This window comes from Acinetobacter sp. S54, from assembly GCF_016624945.1.
In the GTDB taxonomy this organism is placed as follows: domain Bacteria; phylum Pseudomonadota; class Gammaproteobacteria; order Pseudomonadales; family Moraxellaceae; genus Acinetobacter.
In genome coordinates this window covers 402613-421513 of the sequence record NZ_JACVUI010000002.1, presented here as the reverse complement: position 1 = coordinate 421513, position 18901 = coordinate 402613, and the positions used below count along the sequence as shown (strand labels likewise).

At 39.2% G+C, this 18901-nt stretch carries 19 protein-coding genes; 12 read left to right on the top strand and 7 right to left on the bottom strand.

Annotated elements, in window-relative coordinates:
- Nucleotides 1–114 precede the first annotated feature (114 nt).
- The 6 genes from IAE20_RS05010 to IAE20_RS04985 all read left to right on the top strand — a co-directional run bounded on the left by IAE20_RS05010 (nt 115) and on the right by IAE20_RS04985 (nt 5883).
- Nucleotides 115–951: a fumarylacetoacetate hydrolase family protein gene (locus IAE20_RS05010; RefSeq protein ID WP_200481354.1), complete on the top strand. Its 837-nt coding sequence runs from the start codon at nt 115–117 to the stop codon at nt 949–951.
- Between the two features lie 61 nt (nt 952–1012).
- Nucleotides 1013–1951 (top strand): VOC family protein, encoded by a 939-nt coding sequence (locus IAE20_RS05005; RefSeq protein WP_200481353.1) that lies wholly within the window; start codon nt 1013–1015, stop codon nt 1949–1951.
- A 17-nt stretch (nt 1952–1968) separates the two neighbouring features.
- A complete protein-coding gene (locus IAE20_RS05000; RefSeq protein ID WP_200481352.1) occupies nt 1969–3528 on the top strand; it encodes a bifunctional 3-(3-hydroxy-phenyl)propionate/3-hydroxycinnamic acid hydroxylase in 1560 nt (519 codons plus the stop codon).
- A 13-nt stretch (nt 3529–3541) separates the two neighbouring features.
- Entirely contained in the window at nt 3542–4249 is a 708-nt protein-coding gene (locus tag IAE20_RS04995; RefSeq protein ID WP_200481351.1) for a CoA transferase subunit A, read from the top strand.
- Nucleotides 4250–4251: 2 nt separating this feature from the next.
- Complete coding sequence (locus IAE20_RS04990) at nt 4252–4884, top strand: CoA transferase subunit B (RefSeq protein WP_200459722.1); 633 nt, start codon at nt 4252–4254, stop codon at nt 4882–4884.
- Nucleotides 4885–4998: 114 nt separating this feature from the next.
- Nucleotides 4999–5883 (top strand): transporter, encoded by an 885-nt coding sequence (locus IAE20_RS04985; protein ID WP_200481350.1) that lies wholly within the window; start codon nt 4999–5001, stop codon nt 5881–5883.
- A gap of 236 nt (nt 5884–6119) precedes the next feature.
- Here IAE20_RS04985 and IAE20_RS04980 read toward each other — a convergent pair whose 3' ends face one another.
- From IAE20_RS04980 to IAE20_RS04955, 6 genes are all read right to left on the bottom strand, one after another.
- Nucleotides 6120–7343, bottom strand: a complete 1224-nt coding sequence (locus IAE20_RS04980; protein ID WP_200459720.1) for an OprD family outer membrane porin — start codon at nt 7341–7343, stop codon at nt 6120–6122.
- Nucleotides 7344–7437: 94 nt separating this feature from the next.
- Entirely contained in the window at nt 7438–8097 is a 660-nt protein-coding gene (locus IAE20_RS04975; RefSeq protein ID WP_200481349.1) for a 3-oxoacid CoA-transferase subunit B, read from the bottom strand.
- Nucleotides 8098–8164: 67 nt separating this feature from the next.
- Nucleotides 8165–8821, bottom strand: a complete 657-nt coding sequence (locus IAE20_RS04970; RefSeq protein WP_200459718.1) for a 3-oxoacid CoA-transferase subunit A — start codon at nt 8819–8821, stop codon at nt 8165–8167.
- Nucleotide 8822: 1 nt separating this feature from the next.
- Nucleotides 8823–10193, bottom strand: a complete 1371-nt coding sequence (locus tag IAE20_RS04965) for an MFS transporter (RefSeq protein ID WP_200481348.1) — start codon at nt 10191–10193, stop codon at nt 8823–8825.
- Nucleotides 10194–10244: 51 nt separating this feature from the next.
- Nucleotides 10245–11732, bottom strand: a complete 1488-nt coding sequence (locus tag IAE20_RS04960) for a bifunctional 3-(3-hydroxy-phenyl)propionate/3-hydroxycinnamic acid hydroxylase (protein ID WP_200481347.1) — start codon at nt 11730–11732, stop codon at nt 10245–10247.
- Nucleotides 11733–11782: 50 nt separating this feature from the next.
- A complete protein-coding gene (locus IAE20_RS04955; protein ID WP_200459715.1) occupies nt 11783–12634 on the bottom strand; it encodes a fumarylacetoacetate hydrolase family protein in 852 nt (283 codons plus the stop codon).
- A 111-nt stretch (nt 12635–12745) separates the two neighbouring features.
- Here IAE20_RS04955 and IAE20_RS04950 point away from each other — a divergent pair, with 111 nt between their 5' ends.
- From IAE20_RS04950 to IAE20_RS04940, 3 genes are read left to right on the top strand one after another with little or no spacing between them, the layout of a single operon-like run.
- The gene (locus IAE20_RS04950; protein WP_200481346.1) at nt 12746–13291 is read left to right on the top strand and encodes a VOC family protein; all 546 of its coding nucleotides are present in this window, start codon (nt 12746–12748) and stop codon (nt 13289–13291) included.
- Nucleotides 13292–13303: 12 nt separating this feature from the next.
- A complete protein-coding gene (locus IAE20_RS04945) occupies nt 13304–14050 on the top strand; it encodes an IclR family transcriptional regulator (protein ID WP_200481345.1) in 747 nt (248 codons plus the stop codon).
- A gap of 56 nt (nt 14051–14106) precedes the next feature.
- Nucleotides 14107–14721 (top strand): glutathione S-transferase family protein, encoded by a 615-nt coding sequence (locus tag IAE20_RS04940; protein WP_200459712.1) that lies wholly within the window; start codon nt 14107–14109, stop codon nt 14719–14721.
- A 187-nt stretch (nt 14722–14908) separates the two neighbouring features.
- On the opposite strand, the gene IAE20_RS04935 is transcribed toward IAE20_RS04940, so the two are convergent.
- Nucleotides 14909–15802: a LysR family transcriptional regulator gene (locus IAE20_RS04935; protein WP_200459711.1), complete on the bottom strand. Its 894-nt coding sequence runs from the start codon at nt 15800–15802 to the stop codon at nt 14909–14911.
- 155 nt (nt 15803–15957) lie between these two features.
- Between IAE20_RS04935 and IAE20_RS04930 the strand changes: the two genes are divergently transcribed.
- Genes IAE20_RS04930 through maiA form a run of 3 tightly spaced genes read left to right on the top strand, consistent with a single transcriptional unit; the run spans nt 15958 to nt 18880 of the window.
- Nucleotides 15958–16995, top strand: coding sequence for a cupin domain-containing protein (locus IAE20_RS04930; protein WP_200459710.1), 1038 nt, complete (start codon nt 15958–15960; stop codon nt 16993–16995).
- A gap of 26 nt (nt 16996–17021) precedes the next feature.
- Complete coding sequence (locus IAE20_RS04925) at nt 17022–18245, top strand: 3-hydroxybenzoate 6-monooxygenase (RefSeq protein ID WP_200459709.1); 1224 nt, start codon at nt 17022–17024, stop codon at nt 18243–18245.
- Nucleotides 18242–18880 (top strand): maleylacetoacetate isomerase, encoded by a 639-nt coding sequence (gene maiA, locus IAE20_RS04920; protein ID WP_200459708.1) that lies wholly within the window; start codon nt 18242–18244, stop codon nt 18878–18880. The genes IAE20_RS04925 and maiA overlap by 4 nt, the downstream gene beginning before the upstream one ends.
- Nucleotides 18881–18901: the final 21 nt, after the last annotated feature.

Here is an 18901-nt window from a genome sequence, read left to right as displayed (position 1 = left end):
TAAGTAAATTAACTTTAAATTTTAGAAAAATACTTGACAAATAAGATGATTAAATTAAATATGACGATATGTCATAATGACAAAATGTCAATTAACAAAAAAGGAAATTTAAGCATGAAGCTGGTCCGATTTGGTACACAAGGAAATGAGAAGCCAGGGATAATTGATGGCACTGGTTGCATTCGAGATGTTTCAACGATTCTTCCAGATTGGAGCCCCGAATGGCTAAACAATGAGAAATTAACCACTCTGCAACAACTCGATTTAGAAACATTTCCAATTGTAAGTAAGGATGAACGTCTAGGTATGCCAGTCACGGGTGTGCGTCAGTTTGTCGCCATTGGGCTGAATTATGGTGAACATGCTCGAGAAGCGGGGATGGAGTTACCAAACGAACCTGTAGTTTTTCTAAAAGCCATCACTTCTCTTAGTGGCCCCTACGATGCTGTGGTCTTACCGCCAAACTCATTAGCTACTGATTGGGAGCTAGAACTTGGTTTTGTGATTAGCAAGACCGCCAAAAATGTACCTCAAGCGGAAGCTTTAGAATATGTAGCAGGGTATTGTCTTGCCAATGATGTTTCTGAACGCGAATGGCAATTGAAACGTAATGGACAATGGGGAAAGGGCAAAAGCTTTGATACGTTTGGTCCAATTGGCCCGTGGCTGGTGACAAGAGATGAATTAACTGATCCTCAAAATATTCAATTTTCATTAAAGGTCAATGATGAGGTCATGCAATCCGCCAATACCAGTGACATGATTTTTTCAGTGGCCGAAATTATTGCCTATGTCAGTCAATTTATGACCCTTTTACCTGGCGATGTTGTGATTACAGGAACACCAGCGGGTGTAGGTGGCGGTATGAAACCACCACGCTTTCTCAAAAAAGGTGATGTTGTCACTCTGGAAAGTGATGTACTGGGTCAGCAAAAACAAGTAGTTGAGTAATCCAAAACTTCTCTCTGTTTTCTTTACGGATCAAAGAAATAAACAGCACTAGGATAATGATATGAATAAAAAACGAAAAAACCAGCTTGCGATTCATTCTATTTGTGAGTTTGTGTTCAGTGTTCCTGATCTACAGCAAGCCTATGATTTTTACAACGCTTTTGGTTTGGAGGTGAAAAATTCAAGCGAAGGTTATCTTGAGCTTTATACATATGGATGTGCTCATCGTTGGGCGAGAATCTATCAGGATGGTGACAAGAAACAATTAAAATGGCTATCTTTTGGCATATATGCAGAAGATTTTGAAGCCATACAACAGCACATTATTTCAAAAAATATCCCGATGATTGCTGCTTTGGATGATCAGGCAAAGCAATCATTTTGGATAGAAGGCCCTGACAGCCTTCCTTTACAGATCATGGTGACGGATAAGGTATCTCCAGATTTTAAATCCCAAGCCATCCATCCCTTAACTGAGTCATTGGTTGGTCGTGCGCCAAACCGCAAATTAATTACTCAGGTTCATCCGAGTTATCTATCGCATCTTTCAATTTTTGCGACTGATGTTGAAGCTACGGTCTCTTTTTATGTAAATGTCTTAGGCCTGCGTATTTCAGATCAGTCACGCGGCATTGTGGCATTTTTACATGGTGCACATGGCAGTGATCATCATCTACTTGCGATTGCCAAATCCAATGGCAGTGGTTTGCATCATTCAAGTTGGAATGTGGATCAGATTGATGATATCGGGTTGGGAAAGCAGCAAATGGAACAGGCTGGTTATGATCAAGGGTGGGGAATGGGTAGACATGTTTTAGGTTCGAATTATTTTCATTACGTTCGAGACCCTTGGGGTAGTTATGCCGAATATTCGCATGACATAGATTTCGTAGCACATGATCATGACTGGCCAGCCGCAGATCATCCTGTTGAAGATTCGATGTTTGTTTGGGGGCCTAACCCTCCAAAAGATTTCATCATCAATTATGAAACCATTTAATTAAAAGGAATTTAATCATGGTAGCTCAACAAACAGATGTAATTATTGTTGGTTTTGGACCTGTGAGCGCAGTTTTAGCATTAAATCTGGCAAGAAAAGGTCATCAGGTTCAGATTTTTGAGCGTTGGACAGAGCGTTATCCTTTACCCCGTGCGATTTGTATTGATCATGAAATGCGACGCATGCTACTGACATTGGGCTTGGAACAGCAATTAGAAACCATTCTTCAGCCAGGTGAGCTGTATAAATGGGTCAATGCAGACTGGAAAGAACTGATTACCTTTGACTGGACCCGTGAATCTATTTCAGGAGGGGCGGAAGTAAATTTTATTCATCAGCCAAGCTTTGAAAAACTAGTGGAAGATGAACTGAAAAACTATCCGAATGTTGATGTTCGCCTTGGTTACGAAGTTTTAAACGTTGAGCAAAATACACAATGGGCTCAAGTGGTTGTCCAAAATCTGGCGACGGAACAAACCGACACTTACTCGGCACGTTTCGTAGTAGGCGCTGACGGAGCAAATAGTATCGTACGGCAGTCGATTGATGCTAACTGGTTTGATAAAGGTTTTCAGGCAGACTGGCTGGTGGTTGATATTATTCCAAATGAAGATGCTCCTAATAATATTCCAACTGAAGCCACACAATATTGTAATCCAGGACGTCCAACCACGATTGCACCAGCGGGACTATTTGAAGGTAAATGCCTAAGAAGATGGGAGTTTATGCGTTTACCCTATGAATCAGTTGCCGATCTTGAAAATGAAGAAAAAGTTTGGGAATTATTAAAACCCTGGGTCACACCTGAACAGGCCACGCTGATTCGCTTTAAATTATATAATTTTAAATCCTTAATTTCACAAAAATGGTGTGAAGATCGAATTCTGATTGCAGGTGATGCAGCACATGTCATGCCACCATTTATGGGACAAGGTATGTGTGCAGGTTTTCGGGATGCCTTAAATTTATCATGGAAAATTTCTGGCGTATTAAATCATCAATACAGCAATGAAATTTTAGGTACCTATTTTGAAGAGCGTAGCCCTCATGTCAATGATGTTATTGAATTATCAATGTTTTTGGGTAAGGTGATTTGCGTGTCTGATTCTGCCGAAGCCCAACAAAGAGATCAGGCATTTTTTGATGGAATTGTACCTCCACCGCCCAACTTTCCAGATTTAACACACGGTATTTTAGCGCAAGAACCAAAATTTAACCCGCAGCAAATTGCAGGAAAATTGTCTCCGCATAGCATTTTACAATGCGGCGCAGTACGCAAACGGCTGGATGATTTAATTGCAGGGAAGTTTGCATTATTAACGCTTGATCCAACCTCAGTATCTATTTTTTACCCTGATCAACTGAAAGTTATTTCATTGTTAGACGAACAGTCCAAAGATGTGCAGCAGGTAATGATTGAGTTTATGCAGCAACACAACATTCAAGCAATGTTAGTTCGCCCGGATTTTTATATTTTCGGTGCGGTCGAACAGACTGAAAATGTCCAGCAATTAGTGAGTTATTTTGAAGACTATATGCAGCAATATCAGATAGACAATGTAGCTGTTTCGGCTTAATCAGGGAAATGACATGAGTAAAGTATATCAAGATGCAGCAGCAGCATTGGCAGATGTGATTCAGGATGATTTAACCATCGCTGTGGGGGGGTTTGGCTTATGTGGTATTCCAGACCAACTCATTTGTGCAGTACGAGATAGTAATGTTCAAAGGCTGACCTGTATTTCCAATAATGCTGGACTGGATGATTATGGATTAGGAATGCTGTTAAAAACTAGGCAGATTAAAAAAATGATTGCTTCTTATATTGGAGATAATCAGGAATTTGAACGCCAATTACTTGCTGGTGAGCTCAACGTTGAACTAACCCCGCAAGGTACTCTAGCAGAAAAGCTACGTGCTGCGGGTGCGGGTATTCCAGCATTTTATACTCGTACGGGCGTAGGGACTGTTATAGCAGATCATAAAGAAATCCGTGAGTTTAATGGTCAAGAATATTTATTGGAACAATCCTTTGATGTCGATATTGCTTTGATTAAGGCCTATAAGGCGGACAAGGCGGGTAATCTGGTGTTTAGAAAAACAGCCCGAAATTTTAATCCAGACTGTGCGGTTGCAGGGAAAGTAACTGTTGTTGAAGTGGAACACTTAGTTGAGATCGGTGAGATTGATCCTGATGACGTTCATTTACCAGGTATTTATGTACAAAGAATTATCCATATACCCAACCCTGTAAAACGTATGGAACAAATTAAGCTGAAGGAACAGGCTGGAGCATAAAAATGAGTTGGTCAAGATTAGAAATGGCGCAACGTGCCGCACAAGAGTTACAAGATGGTTTCTATGTCAACTTGGGTATTGGTTTACCCACTTTGGTGGCGAACTATATTCCAGTAGATTCACAAATCTGGTTGCAATCAGAAAATGGTTTATTGGGCATGGGTGAGTTTCCAACTGAAGAAACGGTAGATGTTGATCTCATCAATGCTGGAAAGCAAACTGTGACCGCAATTCCTGGGGCTTCATTTTTTGAAAGTTCTGCCTCTTTTGCCATGATTCGGGGTGGCAATATCGATGTGGCAATTTTAGGTGGAATGGAAGTGTCAGAACAAGGAGACTTGGCCAACTGGATGGTTCCGGGTCAAAAAGTCAAAGGCATTGGCGGTGCAATGGATTTGGTCGCTGGGGTAAAAAAAGTGATTGTTCTTATGGAGCATTACGCTAAATCAGGACAACCAAAACTGTTAAAACAATGTCAATTACCCTTAACGGGTAAAAAAGTAGTGCAGCGGATTATTACCGACTTAGGCGTAATTGATATTACACCCAAGGGTTTTAAATTAGTTGAACTCGCCACAGATGTATCTGTAGAGCAAATTCAGGACGCAACAGGCGCAGAATTAATTATTGAATAAAATTGAATATTCAGTAAAAACTTAATTTCTTAAAAACAAAAAATTGATGGCTTCAACCCAAAAGCAGGATAGGACATCTTGCGGGTTGAGCCATGCCTAAAAAGGACGTATCTCATGTTGAAAACAACATTAAATGTAATGTGCGGCTTCATATTGTCTGTTGTAAGTGCTCAGACCTTTGCTCTGGAAAATGTTGCGGATTCTGCGGCGTTGGGTGCAGAAGGAAATATGGCAGGTAATTTACCTCCAGCAGGGGTTTATTTGTTGACCTATTTTCAGGATTATAGTGCCCATAAAATGGTTGATTATCATGGAAATTCGAGCATTCCAAATTTTGATTTAGATGTAGATGTACTGGTGTTACGAGTGGTTTGGATGACGGATAAGACCTTTCTAGGGGGGCAGTTTGGATTTTATGGCATTCAGCCCATGATTAGTATGCGTTTAAATGCAGCAGGCTTATCTGATCGTGATAAAGGTTTAGGAGATACATCATTTGCGCCATTATTAGCATGGCATATGGGTAACCACCATTTTGGTATGGCGCTGGAAAATGTTTTACCGAGTGGGAATTATGATAAAAATCATTTAGCTAATATTGGGAAGAACTACTATACGGGACGGCCGATGTTTGCCTATACCTATATGAACCCCTATGTGGATATTTCGGCTAAGTTTTCCTATAGTATCAATGCCAAAAATGAGGATACCCATTATCGTTCTGGCAATTATGCGGCCGTTGACTATAATCTTGGCTATCATGTTTCTCCAGCGTTAACGGTGGGCGTGCAGGGCTATGCTTTAAAACAAACCACGGCTGATACGGTGAATTCTGTCAAAATTGAAAATAATAAAGCACAGGTTATTGCTTATGGGCCTTCCATTGCTTATCACCCTTCAAGGCAATGGTTTTTGGAAGGAAAATATTTGATTGAAGATCAGGTAGAAAATCGCACAAAGGGACAAAGTGTTGGGTTGAAATTTGTCTGGAGTTTCTAAGATTTTATATTTTTGATCTTTTATAAACATCACAATATGACAAATAGGCTTACAGATAGTCAAAGTAAGTCTATTTTTAGCAAATTTATAAATCGTACGAGCTAAAACAAAAAGCGATTGGTGAAAGAAAAAATTATTAAACGCACTCAAGCTTTAGTGTCAGTATGCATACTGATACTCACACTAAAGCGTTTAGGCTGCTTCAAAATTAATATTTGTAGCTATTGCATATCAATCTAGAACTTATAAGTGTAATACAGTCCTAGTCTATTTTCGATGTAATCTTTGGAGACAGAGTTTTTATAATCAGCATATAACCAAGAGATTCCTAAACCTTTTAATTGAAGCTGTTGAAAATCATAATTTAAGATCAGATCAAACTCTTTTTCTGTCCCGTTATTGCCAGTGTTGGTTTTAATATGATCGCCATCATAGTAGCGGATAATACTCTTTAAACCATTCAATGGCGTGTCTTTGAAATCATAATCATAGCGCACTTGCCACGAACGTTCATCTTGTTGCATAAATGTTCCCACTGACCAATTAGCCGAATAAACTTGAGGAACCCAGTTTGCCAATAGGGGAAAAGCATTGTCACCTCCTACATATTTATAGCCAAGTCCAAAGGTATGATTGCCATAATTCAGCATATGAATGGTCGCATATACTTGATTATCAAGTTTTCCTTCTAACGCATCGCCTGACTCTTTGGTGTCAAATAGATAAAAGTTTGACTTTAAATGGATAGTGGCGTTGAAGTTATGTCGAAATTCATAGCTTAGAAAATGTTGGTCATAAATATCTTCTAATTTTGCATAGAAATAACGAATTTGCTGATCATTAAAATCATAATCCAGCCCTACAAAATCCAATGCATCGGACTGTGCTTTATTTTTACCATTTGTTAATTGGAACTTATAATAGTCTTCAGCATTTCGCCCACTGACTTTCGTTAAACGACCTGCGGTAATTTTGGTATTTGCGAAGTCTTTTGATTCTAAAATACCTCCCAAAAAAGTGGTGGGTAGTTGCATTGCAACATCCGTATGTACAATTGGAAGTTTGGGAATCACTTCACCTATTTTTAGTTCAGTATCAGAATATTTAAATTTAGCTGTTGCTCCTAGTTTAAGTTGATCCTGTGCCTGTTGCTGTTTGGATGCATCATAAGGCATGACATTATCTACAATATTTTTTGCGGAACTTAAACGATACGCGTAACGGGCAGATAAATCCAAACCAAGCTGTAACGGTGTATCTGTATAGCCAGAATTTATTGTGAGTGTTGCTGCTTGCGACCAGTTACTTAAGTCCTTGCTATTGGCATCATCAAAATTACGATCAAAATAGAAATTTTTTAAATATAGATTTGCTGTTGTATCTTTTACAAAATCAGCATGCACTACAGAATTTAGGCAAGACGTTGCTATTATCCCCAAAAGGACTGAGTTAAGTTTCATGTTTTCTTCCTGAAAAATATTGTAGTTTTTGAATCAGGCCCCTTGAAATTCCGCTTTCAAACGGCCAAAACATTCAGATTTTTGAGATGACTATTTACATCTTCTTTGAGATCATATTGATTAAAGGTGCATCGGTTAAGGACTGTAAATTTTCAAAATCTAAGCCTTCAATCATTTCAATGACTTTAAGACCTTCGTCCTCAACCTCTATGACACAAAGATCAGTATAAATACGGTCAACACAGCGCTTTCCTGTCAACGGATAACTGAGCTGTTTCACAATTTTGGCTTCACCATTTTTAGTGATGTGTTCGGTAGTCACAAACACTTTTTTTGCACCTACGGCCAGATCCATTGCACCGCCCACTGCTGGAATATCATCGGCAATACCCGTATGCCAATTTGCTAGGTCCCCATTGGCCGCGATTTGAAAAGCACCAAGCACGCAAATATCAAGATGACCCCCTCGCATCATGGCGAAAGAATCTCCATGATGAAAAAAACAACCACCAGTGAGCATGGTGACAAATTCTTTTCCTGCATTAATTAGATCGGGATCTTCTTCGCCATGTTTTGCTGGAGGACCAAAAGCCAGTAAACCATTTTCAGAATGCAGGAAAATTTCCTTATCTTGAGGAAGATATTTTGCAATGCGTGTCGGTATCCCAATCCCTAGATTCACATATGAACCCTCTGGAATATCTTGTGCAACACGTGCAGCAATCTGGTCACGTGTTAATTTTTGATAGGTCATTTTGATTCCACGTATTCAAAAATTTTACTTAAGAATGAATGCATTCATTTCATTAAAGGTGCTGTATTCAACAGTGCACAACATGCTGAACAAAAATGCCCGGAGTGACGATATGTTCAGGATCAAGCTCTCCTAACTCAACAACCTCAGCAACTTGGGCGATGGTTATTGCGGCAGCCATGGCCATGATTGGGCCAAAATTTCGTGCTGATTTGTTGTAAATCAAATTGCCCCAACGGTCACCTTTATGCGCTTTAATCAAAGCAAAATCTGCTTTAATAGGAAGCTCAAGTACATAGTCTTTGCCATCGATATGGCGTGTTTCTTTCCCTTCGGCGAGTAGCGTTCCATAACCTGTAGGCGTAAATACTGCGCCCAAGCCCATGCCCGCGGCCTGAATACGACAAGCAAGATTGCCCTGTGGTACGAGTTCGAGCTCAATTTTTCCTGCACGATATAATTCATCAAATACCCATGAGTCTGACTGACGGGGAAAAGAGCAAACCATTTTTTTGACACGACCTGCTTTTAGTAATTTGGCTAATCCATAATCCCCATTACCTGCATTGTTACAGACAATGGTTAAATCTTCAGCGCCTGTTTCAATTAAATGATCAATCAGTTCCGCGGGCTGACCAGCTGTACCAAAACCACCAATAAGAATGGTTGCACCGTCTGGAATGGATTGAAGTAATTCATAAGCTGAATGATGAATTTTATTCATATTAAATATGTCCTTTTACCAAATCTTTTTGCGGGACTCTTTTTATGGTAAATGTCAACATAATGATTGCGCCTAGAAGCATTAAGACACTGCCATACACCATGCCTGTAGCAAAAGAATGGGTAAGATCTTTAAGGAAACCAATTAAGAAAGAGCTCACAATAGTCGCTGAGTTTCCACAAGCATTAATAAACGCAATACCAATGGCCTTGTGATCACTGGATAAACTTTCATCAGCAAATGCCCAGAAAATTCCCATAGTGCTGAAGCCTGCCATACATGCTAAACACAACCCTATAATTTGTAGTACTGGAGCTTGTAAATAGGCTGCCATTAGCCAACCGATGAAACCAAATAGCATTGGGAAGAAAGTATGCCAATATCTTTCCTGAGTTTTGTCCGAGCGATAGCACAGAAAAAATAAAGCAATAATGGTAACCAAATGGGGGATTGCCACAATAATTCCGTGTGCAACAGAACTTAGATTGGGTAGCGAAGCTGAAACAATTTGCGGAACCCAAATATTGACCATGCCGCATGTGGTTACGATACAGAAATAAACTATCGCACAACGTACGATTGAGCGATTTAAAAAGGCCCATGTTGAAGGAGGCATGGCAGCATTTTGTTGAGTCTGCTGAAGAATAGTTTTATTTTGCAGCTTTTCTTCTTCTAGGGCTTGAATCAGTACCTGTTTTTCTTCTTCATCTAACCACTTGGCATCTTTAGGTGTATTGGGTAATTTCGCATAGACTAAAAATCCAAGAATGATACATGGCAAACCTTCTAGTAAAAACACCCATTGCCAACCAGAAAAGCCATGCCAATCATGCAAGTTTAAAATATAACCGGTAATAACAGCACCAAACATCGCAGTAAATGGCATTGCCAACATGAAAATCGCATTAGCACGAGAGCGGTGTGAGGTAGGAAACCATTGAGTCAAATACAGTAACATGCCAGGCATAAAACCTGCCTCAGCAATACCCACAATAGCTCGAATGATGTAGAGAGATTTTTCATCCGTTGCAAATGCGGTACAGCTCGATGCAATACCCCACACAATAATAATGGTTCCAATCCACAACTTGGTGCCAAATTTCTTTAGCATTAAATTACTTGGAATACCAAAACAGATATAAAAGATATAAAAGATAGTATTGGCTAAACCAAAACTCAGCGCGGTCAATCCCAAATCTGCACTGAGCTGTTTGCCGACAAAACCAATATTAATACGATCTAAAAATGAAAAAATGAACAGTATTAATAGAAAATACAAAAGTTTACGTCTTACTTTTTGTACTGTATTTTCTAATTTCTGATTTTTTTCAGGCACAGCAGTGACCTGAATTCCAATTTGTTGTGAATCCATAGTTTCTTCCTTTGAACACGATATGGATAGGCGATTTGTATCGCCTAAGAGTTAATGTGTAATCATGTCGTATAAATGTGTTGCCTTGATGAGTTGTTCGATACTTTGTTGGGAAGATGCCTTGCCAAAAATATAACGATCAGGTCGGATTAAAATGGCGTGTGTATGATTTTCACGAAGCCATTGCACAATTTCTGGACAATTTGCATAGATAATAGTGAAGTGTTCAAGCTCATGTAGCTCAAGTTCTTCAATTTCTGACTGAAACTCAGGTAGAACAAACAAACAGAAGTGATAGCCCGCAACATCATCACTGAGTTGTTGTTGAGCTAAAATGAATTGGGGTGCAATTTGACCGTTAATTTCTTCTGTCTGCTGAATAAATCCTTTACCTAATTTTGGGGTCGGGGTAATGAAGTTTTTTAATTGGGAAACTTGTTGCTGATATTCGTGGTCTCCGCAATAATTTTGAATGATTTTTCCAAAACTAACTGCACCTTCAATAAACTCTTTGACGTGAGAAATGCGTTCCGAATGATAGCTTTCGATCAGATCACTATGCTGATCATCACTTACCATTTGTTTTAATTTCCAGGCTAAATTAGCGGCATCACGTATTCCGGCTGCCATACCTTGTCCCATAAATGGGGGAGTCTGGTGTGCTGCATCACCTGCAATAATCAAACGATCTTTGTACCATTGTTTGGCAAGTAAAGCATGAAAAGTATAGACAGCAGCTCGTTCAATCTCGGCGTTTTCAGGTTGAATATATGCTGACAGCAATTGCCAGATGGTTTCAGTCTGGGTTAGTTTTTGTACATCATCTTCTGGCATCACCATAATTTCCCAGCGTAATCTTTGTCCCGTGCCTTTGATATAGCTCATGGGACGTTGTGGATCACAGAATTGGATACTATAATCACCTAGATCATTACTATTATTTTTAACAATAAAATCTACAACCAGCCAACGGCTATGCAAATTTAAATCTTCAAATGTTGTTCCAATTAGTCGACGGATTAATGAGCGTGCGCCATCACAACCTACTACGAACTTCGCTGTAGCCTGATGTAGTGTGCCATTGGCTAAGTTTTCAAAAAATAATGTGCATTGCTCAGGCTGTTCGTCAATTTTGTAAACTTCATGACGTAGTTTAAGCGTCAATAAAGGATGACGTTCTACATGCTCGCGTAATGTGGCTTCCAAATCAGGTTGATGAATTCGATAGGCTGAACTCCATTGATGTATACCTTTTTGAGTGGGCCTTTCCCAAGTAATCAGTAAATTTCCTTCTGCATCAACAAATTTCATGCCAGGGCCGGGTACTAGTTCTTTTTGCAATTTCTCAGCAATACCAATCGTTTGAAATACCCGCATACATTCGGCATCAAAACGGATAGCACGCGGTAGCTGCAAAATTTGTGGTTCACGTTCTAAAACTAAAACGCTTAAACCCTGTTTTACTAATAAATTGGCGAGTGTTACACCTGTTGGCCCATAACCCACAATGGCAATATCATAATGTTGTTTTAATTCCATTTTTACTCCTCCTGAGTGAAAGAGGCTTTATTGTTAAAGCCCCATTCGAATTAACCTTCATTTTTTACGATATTTTTCAGGATTCCGACTTTATCTACTTCAATTTCAACAATATCGCCTTCTTGAAGTAAAACAGGTGGATTACGTTTCAAACCAATACCACCTGGGGTACCACTGACAATCACATCGCCAGCGCTTAATGGAGTAAAGGTAGAAATATAGTTAATCAAAGAAGGAATATCATGGATAAGCTGAGTGGTTTGAGCGCGTTGTAATTCCTGACCATTCACACGAGTAATCAGGGTCATAGTTTCATTTGCTTTAATTTCATCAGTTGTTACTAACCAAGGACCAAAACCACCCGTCTGGAAGAAATTTTTACCTGGCCCCCATTGGGCTGTATGGCGCTGCCAGTCACGAACTGAACCATCGTTGTAGCATGAATAGCCAGCAATATGATCCCATGCCTGTTCTTTAGGAATACGGCGACCTCCTTTTCCAATGACAATCGCAATTTCCCCTTCGTAATCAAACTGTTCTGTTTCGACTGGACGTAATAAAGGTTGGTTGTGACCGACTTGTGATGGCGCAAGTCTAAAGAAAATCATAGGTTTTTCAGTGATTTCACGCTGAGTTTCTTGCACGTGGTCAGCATAATTCAAACCAATACAGAAAATTTGTTCAGGATTTGGAATGACGGGTTCAAATTGAATGTCTTCGAGTGAGTAGTCAACAGGTGCATTTTTAACAGATGTTAAGATTTCAAGAAAATTATCTTCAGCTAATAAACTTTTTAAATCGACGTATTTATCTGAGAAATACTTTTTGAGATCAATAACGGATTGATCCTTAATTAAACCAAATGATGATTGACCGTGGATGCTGAAGCTTAATAATTTCATGGAAATCTTCCTTGTGTTGTTTATGTTATTATCAATAAATAATAACAATTGACATAATATTGGCAAACAATATATGTTGTGTCAACATTTTTATCAATTATTGAGAAAAACATGAAAGGACTTAAATTTAGCCATATCGGAATCTATGTCACTCACATGACCAAGATGGAGCAGTTTTATACTGAAATTCTCGGTTTTTTTGTGACTGATCGTGGAAAACTCGATACACCTCGTGGTGAAGTGCAATTGGTTTTTCTAAGTCGTGATCCAAAAGCGCATCATCAGATTGTGTTAGCAACAGGCCGGCCTGAAGAATCAATCTTCAATCCGATTAATCAAATTTCCCTAGAGGCGGATAGTTTAGGAACTTTACAAAAGCTTTATGCCAAATTTGTAGAGTTGCAAATTCCTCATGTAGATCCGATTACTCATGGCAATGCGATTTCTTTTTATGCGCCAGATCCTGAAGGGAACCGTCTTGAATTATTTATTGATACGCCTTGGTATGTATCGCAACCCATGAAGATTCCGTTAGATTTAAGCAAAGATGCAGATGAACTGATGGCTGAAGTTGAAAATCATGCTAAAAGGTTACCGGGCTTTTGCCAAAGAGCCGAGTGGGAAGGTAAAATGCGTCAACTGATGTCTATGAATTAAGCTGAGCGTGCAATGTCTACATCCAATAACATGTTAAATATTCTCACTTTATTTTCTATAGAAGAACCTGTTTTGGATGCAGACATTATTTGTGAAAAATTGAATTTTTCAAAACCCACCGGGTATCGTTATATTAAAGATTTAGTTGCGCATGGGCTTCTACAAAGATTGTATGGTGGTCAATATACCTTTGGACCTAAAATTTCTGTTATGGATTATATTTCACAACAATCTAATCCCATACTTCGGTTATCAATTCCTTTAATGCTGGATATCGTCGAGCAAACAGAATTTAGTTGCTGTTTAACGCAATTTTATGAAGATTATTGTATTGATATTCATCATGAAAGTTATAAAGACTCATCGTTATTGGCATATGGAAGAGGTCGTCCACGACCTGCTTATGTCGGTGCGGCGCCCAAAATTATTTTGGCAAATACGGCAATGAAAATACAGAAAGCCATTTTCCAGAAATATCACGAGCACTTTATTTCGAGTGGATTTGTCGAAACTGAAACCGAATTTTTAGAAAAATTGAACCAAATTAAAAAACAGGGTTATTACTTGTCTAAAGGAGAGTTAGAGCCTCATTTAGGTGCATTGGCAGTTCCCATTATTTACTCTACAAAGGCATTTCCTCTTGCATTAAGTATTGTGGGTTCTGTTAAACGCTTTAATTTGATTCATGTTGAAACGATTGTGGAAATTTTAACAAAAGCAGCAAATCACATTGAAAGTGAATTTAAAAATGCTGAGTAATGACAAGGTGAGTTGGCTTATTGATTGAACGTCAACGACCCGATTTGAGGTGAAAAATGATTACACTTTGGGGACGTACAAACTCCACCAATGTTCGAAAAATACTATGGTGTTTAAATGAGTTAGAACTCAAATTTGAGCATATTCAGGCTGGAGGGCCATTTGAGATTGTAAATACTACTGAATATTTACAACTCAATCCAAATGGTTTAGTGCCCTGTCTTCAAGATGGAGATTTTACGTTATGGGAATCCCATACCATTTTACGCTTCTTGGCAGAAAAATATGCTCAAAAAGGTTTATTCATTAGTGATATTGAGCAGCGTTATGCGGCTGAGAAATGGATGGATTGGTGTCTAGGCGGAATGAGTCCTATTTTTAAAATGATCATGATGCATACAATAAAATTGCCTCTTGCCCAAAGAAACATGAGTTTATTGCAGCAGGCTCTGCAAGAGCTGGACGTAAAGTTAAATGTTTTGAATCAGCATCTAGAGTTTCGGTTATTTATTGCAGGCGAATATTTTTCTATAGCAGATATTGCTTTAGGCAGTTATATGTATACTTGGAAAAATCTGCCCATTGATCAATCACTAAAATTTCAGGCGATTGACTTATGGTTCGAGAGATTAATGGAGCGACCAGCATTACAGTCCGTTTTAAAGCTTTAATACCCCATGAATTAAAAATCTAAATTTTTTGTTCAATGTCTTTTTCTTAAGCGAAGAGTGACCAAGATGTATGAAAAGGCCACTCGCTAAAATTTAAAGAGTAGGTTGTTAAAATTCGAATTTATGACATGAAACTCGTCATAGCATAATTTTTATATCTATTTTTAGTTAATATTTCCTCTGAGAATTATTGACAAAATAAGTGGAAACATATTTGTCTCAACCATTGGTTACTTGGAGTTTTATGAGCTCTTGAATGCCAATGTTGTTTAACGCTATAGGTTGGAAAATGATAGGGCAGCTCTAATATTTGCAAATTGCCCCTGACTAAAAGTAGTTGGCTCAAATAGTGCGGAATAGTTGCTATCGCGTCTGTGTCTTGTACCACAAGACCAACTCCCAAATAGCTCGGTAAACGAAGTAAAATATTTCGATTAACCCCCAGTTTTTGCAACTCATGTTCCAATACATAATGTCCACCAGTTGCAAAAATGTCGATATGTAATTCTTGACGAAACTCTTCATCTGATAATGTGGGGCCAGTTAGTCGTGGGTGATTTTGACTGGCAATACAGACATAATGTTGTTGAAATAAGGTTTGTTGATAAAAACCCGCTTCTAATTGGGGTAAAAAACCAATAGCTAAATCAATTTCTCCATTCGACATGAGCACAGGAGTATCCGCAGTAATCGGTATAATTTCCAGTCGAATATTGGGAGCATTCTCACGTAAATAATTAATCAGTTTAGGTAATAAAACCAGATGGCTGATATCTGTCATGCTAATTCGGAACTGATAATTCGATGTTTGGGGATCAAATTCAATATTATAACTTTGTACTAACTTTAACCGATTTAAGATTTCCACTACTAAAGGATAAATTTGTTTAGATAATTCAGTTGGTTGCATCTTATTTTCAATTCTTACAAACAGTTGATCCTTAAAATGTTCCCGTAATTTATTTAAGGCAATACTTAAGGTGGGTTGACCAATATTTAATTGTTCAGCCGCTTTAGAAACACTGTTATGTTTATAAATTTCAAAGAATATTTGTAAAAGTCTAGTATCTAAATCAAACAACCCATGAATCCTTGTATTGATATTATCAATACAGACTATTCTTTTTTGTGCATGGATTCAACAATTTTTGATTGTTACATTGATGAACACGGAAGACTTGTCTCAGACAGTTCACAAAAGAATTGTGCTGTTGAGCAGTAAAAAGAGGATCAGCAATGGAACAGTTAGCAACACTGGATGACTTGCCAAAACGTTATCTTGGTCAACTTGAAGAATCAAATCTTGTACCTTTATGGCCTAGCCTGCGGAATGTATTACCGCCGCATAAACCGATGCCTCAGACTCAAGCCACTGCATGGTATTTTAAAGATATCAAACCATTACTGTTAGAAGCAGGGGAATTAACTCCTATTGAAAAGGCTGAACGACGGGTGCTGGTTTTAGCTAATCCAGGACACGGTCTTGAAAATATGAAAGCGAGTTCGGTTATGTACTTGGGCATGCAGCTTTTATTACCGAAAGAATGGGCGCCATCCCATCGTCATACACCAAATGCAGTGCGTTTAATTGTGGAGGGTGAGGGAGCCTATACTACTGTTGAGGGGCAGAAATGCATGATGGAACATGGGGATTTAATTCTTACTCCATCAGGACTTTGGCATGAACATGGACATGATGGTGATGAGCCAGTGATTTGGCTAGATGTTCTGGATTTACCGCTAGTGTATTACATCGAAGCATCTTATGTACAACCGGGTGAGCTTCAGAAAGTGGTGAGTGCGGGTAATGCACATCATTATGGTGCGGGTATTGTACCAACCACGCATTTTATTCGTGAAAATGCTTCTTATCCGATGATGCGTTATGCATGGAAAGATACGAAAAAAGTCTTGAATGCATTGGCTGAAGATAAAAACCATCAAGCACCTATACAGGTCACTTATATCAACCCAGAAACCGGAAATGATTGTCAGAATATTATTGGATATTCCGCTTTAATGCTGCGTCCAAATGAAACTGTTCAATTGCAACCACGTTCTACTGCTCAAATTTTTCATGTGATTGATGGTCAATTACAACTTAGGATCGATCATAAAAATTTCAATTTGGGCAAAGCGGATACATCTTGTGCACCGTGTTTTGCATATATTGATTTAATCAATAGCTCGGATCAGCCATGTTATCTGTTCGTTGCAGATGAAGCTCCTTTACAGCGGAAATTAGGTTTGTATTCAGTGCGTGAACGTCACTGATCAGAATATTTATAAGGATATAAATCATGTCAAATACTCAACAACAACCGATTTTAATTGCGGGTGGTGGTATTGGTGGATTTGCAGCAGCACTGGCTTTGGCCAAACAAGGCTTTAAGGTGCAAGTATTCGAGCAAGCCCCAGAAATTGGTGAAATTGGAGCTGGAATTCAATTAGGACCAAATGCATTTCATGCTTTTGATGCGCTTGGAATTGGAGAGATTGCCCGTGGTAAAGCAGTCTATACCGATTATATGGTGATGCATGATGCATTGGATGAATATCAGATAGGTAAAATTCCCACTGATGAAAAATTTCGTGAACGTTTTGGAAATCCCTATGCAGTGATCCATCGAGCCGATATTCACGGTTCATTGGTGGAAGGCGCAAAAAATTATGGCAATTTAGAAATTATCACTAATTGTCAGATCAAAAAAGTGGAGCAAGATGATTCAACGGTCACTATAACTGATCAGAATGGCAAACAATATCAGGGTCAGGCCCTCATTGGTGCAGATGGTGTTAAGTCGATTGTACGCGAAACGTTCGTGGGTGACCCTGCATTAGTCACAGGTCATGTGGTTTATCGTGCTGTTGTGCCTGAAAATGAATTTCCAGAAGATTTGAAATGGAATGCTGCCAGTATCTGGGTGGGGCCAAATTGCCATCTTGTGCATTATCCATTACGTGGTGGTAAAGAATACAATGTTGTCGTTACATTCCATAGTCGTGAACACGAACAATGGGGCGTAACGGACGGTTCTAAAGAAGAAGTACTGTCTTATTTTCAGGAAATTTGTCCGAAAGCACGGCAACTGATCGAATTGCCAAAAAGTTGGCGTCGGTGGGCAACTGCAGATCGCGAACCAATTGATACCTGGACGTTTGGTCGCGTGACTTTACTTGGTGATGCGGCTCATCCGACAACCCAATATATGGCGCAGGGCGCATGTATGGCGATGGAAGATGCAGTAACGCTGGGTGAAGCATTGCGTAGCACGAATAACGATATTCTTCAGGCATTTGATATTTACCAAAAAGCTCGTGTAGCGCGTACAGCACGGATCGTTTTGTCATCACGTGAAATGGGTAAAATTTATCACGCAGCGGGTGTTAAGCGGCTGGTTCGTAATGATTTATGGCGTAATCGTCCGACTGAGCGTTTTTATGATGCTATGGAATGGTTATATGGCTGGAATGTTAATAACTGTTTAGATGCGGTGAAAAACTATCAAGGACATGCAGCATGAAATTGTATAGTTTTTTCCGGAGTGGGACATCGCATCGTACTAGAATTACACTGAATTTAAAAGGCGTAGCCTATGAAGCGGTTTATATCTCACTAGCCAAAAATGAGCATCATCAGGCTGATTTTAAAGCGTTAAATCCGCAGGGTTTTGTTCCCGTACTTGCGACCACCTCAGAAACGCTTTTGCAAAGTCCCGCCATAATTGAATGGCTGGAAGAGCAGTATCCTGAGCCTGCATTACTTCCAACAGATGTAGTGGGCCGTGAGCGGGTGCGTGCCATTGCAGCATTAATTGGATGCGATATCCATCCTTTAAATAACAAACGTGTTTTAGAGCATCTACGTCAGAACTTTGAACTCAACGATGCACAGATTAATGCATGGTGTGCGAAGTGGATTCAAGATGGTTTTCAGGCTTTAGAGCAAATTCTGTCCGAAGATCTAACGCGTGAAAAATTCTGTTATGGCAATCAGGCTACGATTGCGGATGCTTATTTAGTTCCACAAGTGGTTTCTGCACAGCGTTTTAACGTCGATTTATCGGCATATCCCAACATTAATGAAATTTATCAACATTGCATGACACTAGAAGCATTTCAAAAAGCTGCACCTGAACAACAGGGCGATGCATTTTAAAGTGTGAGTAGAGTAAGAGAA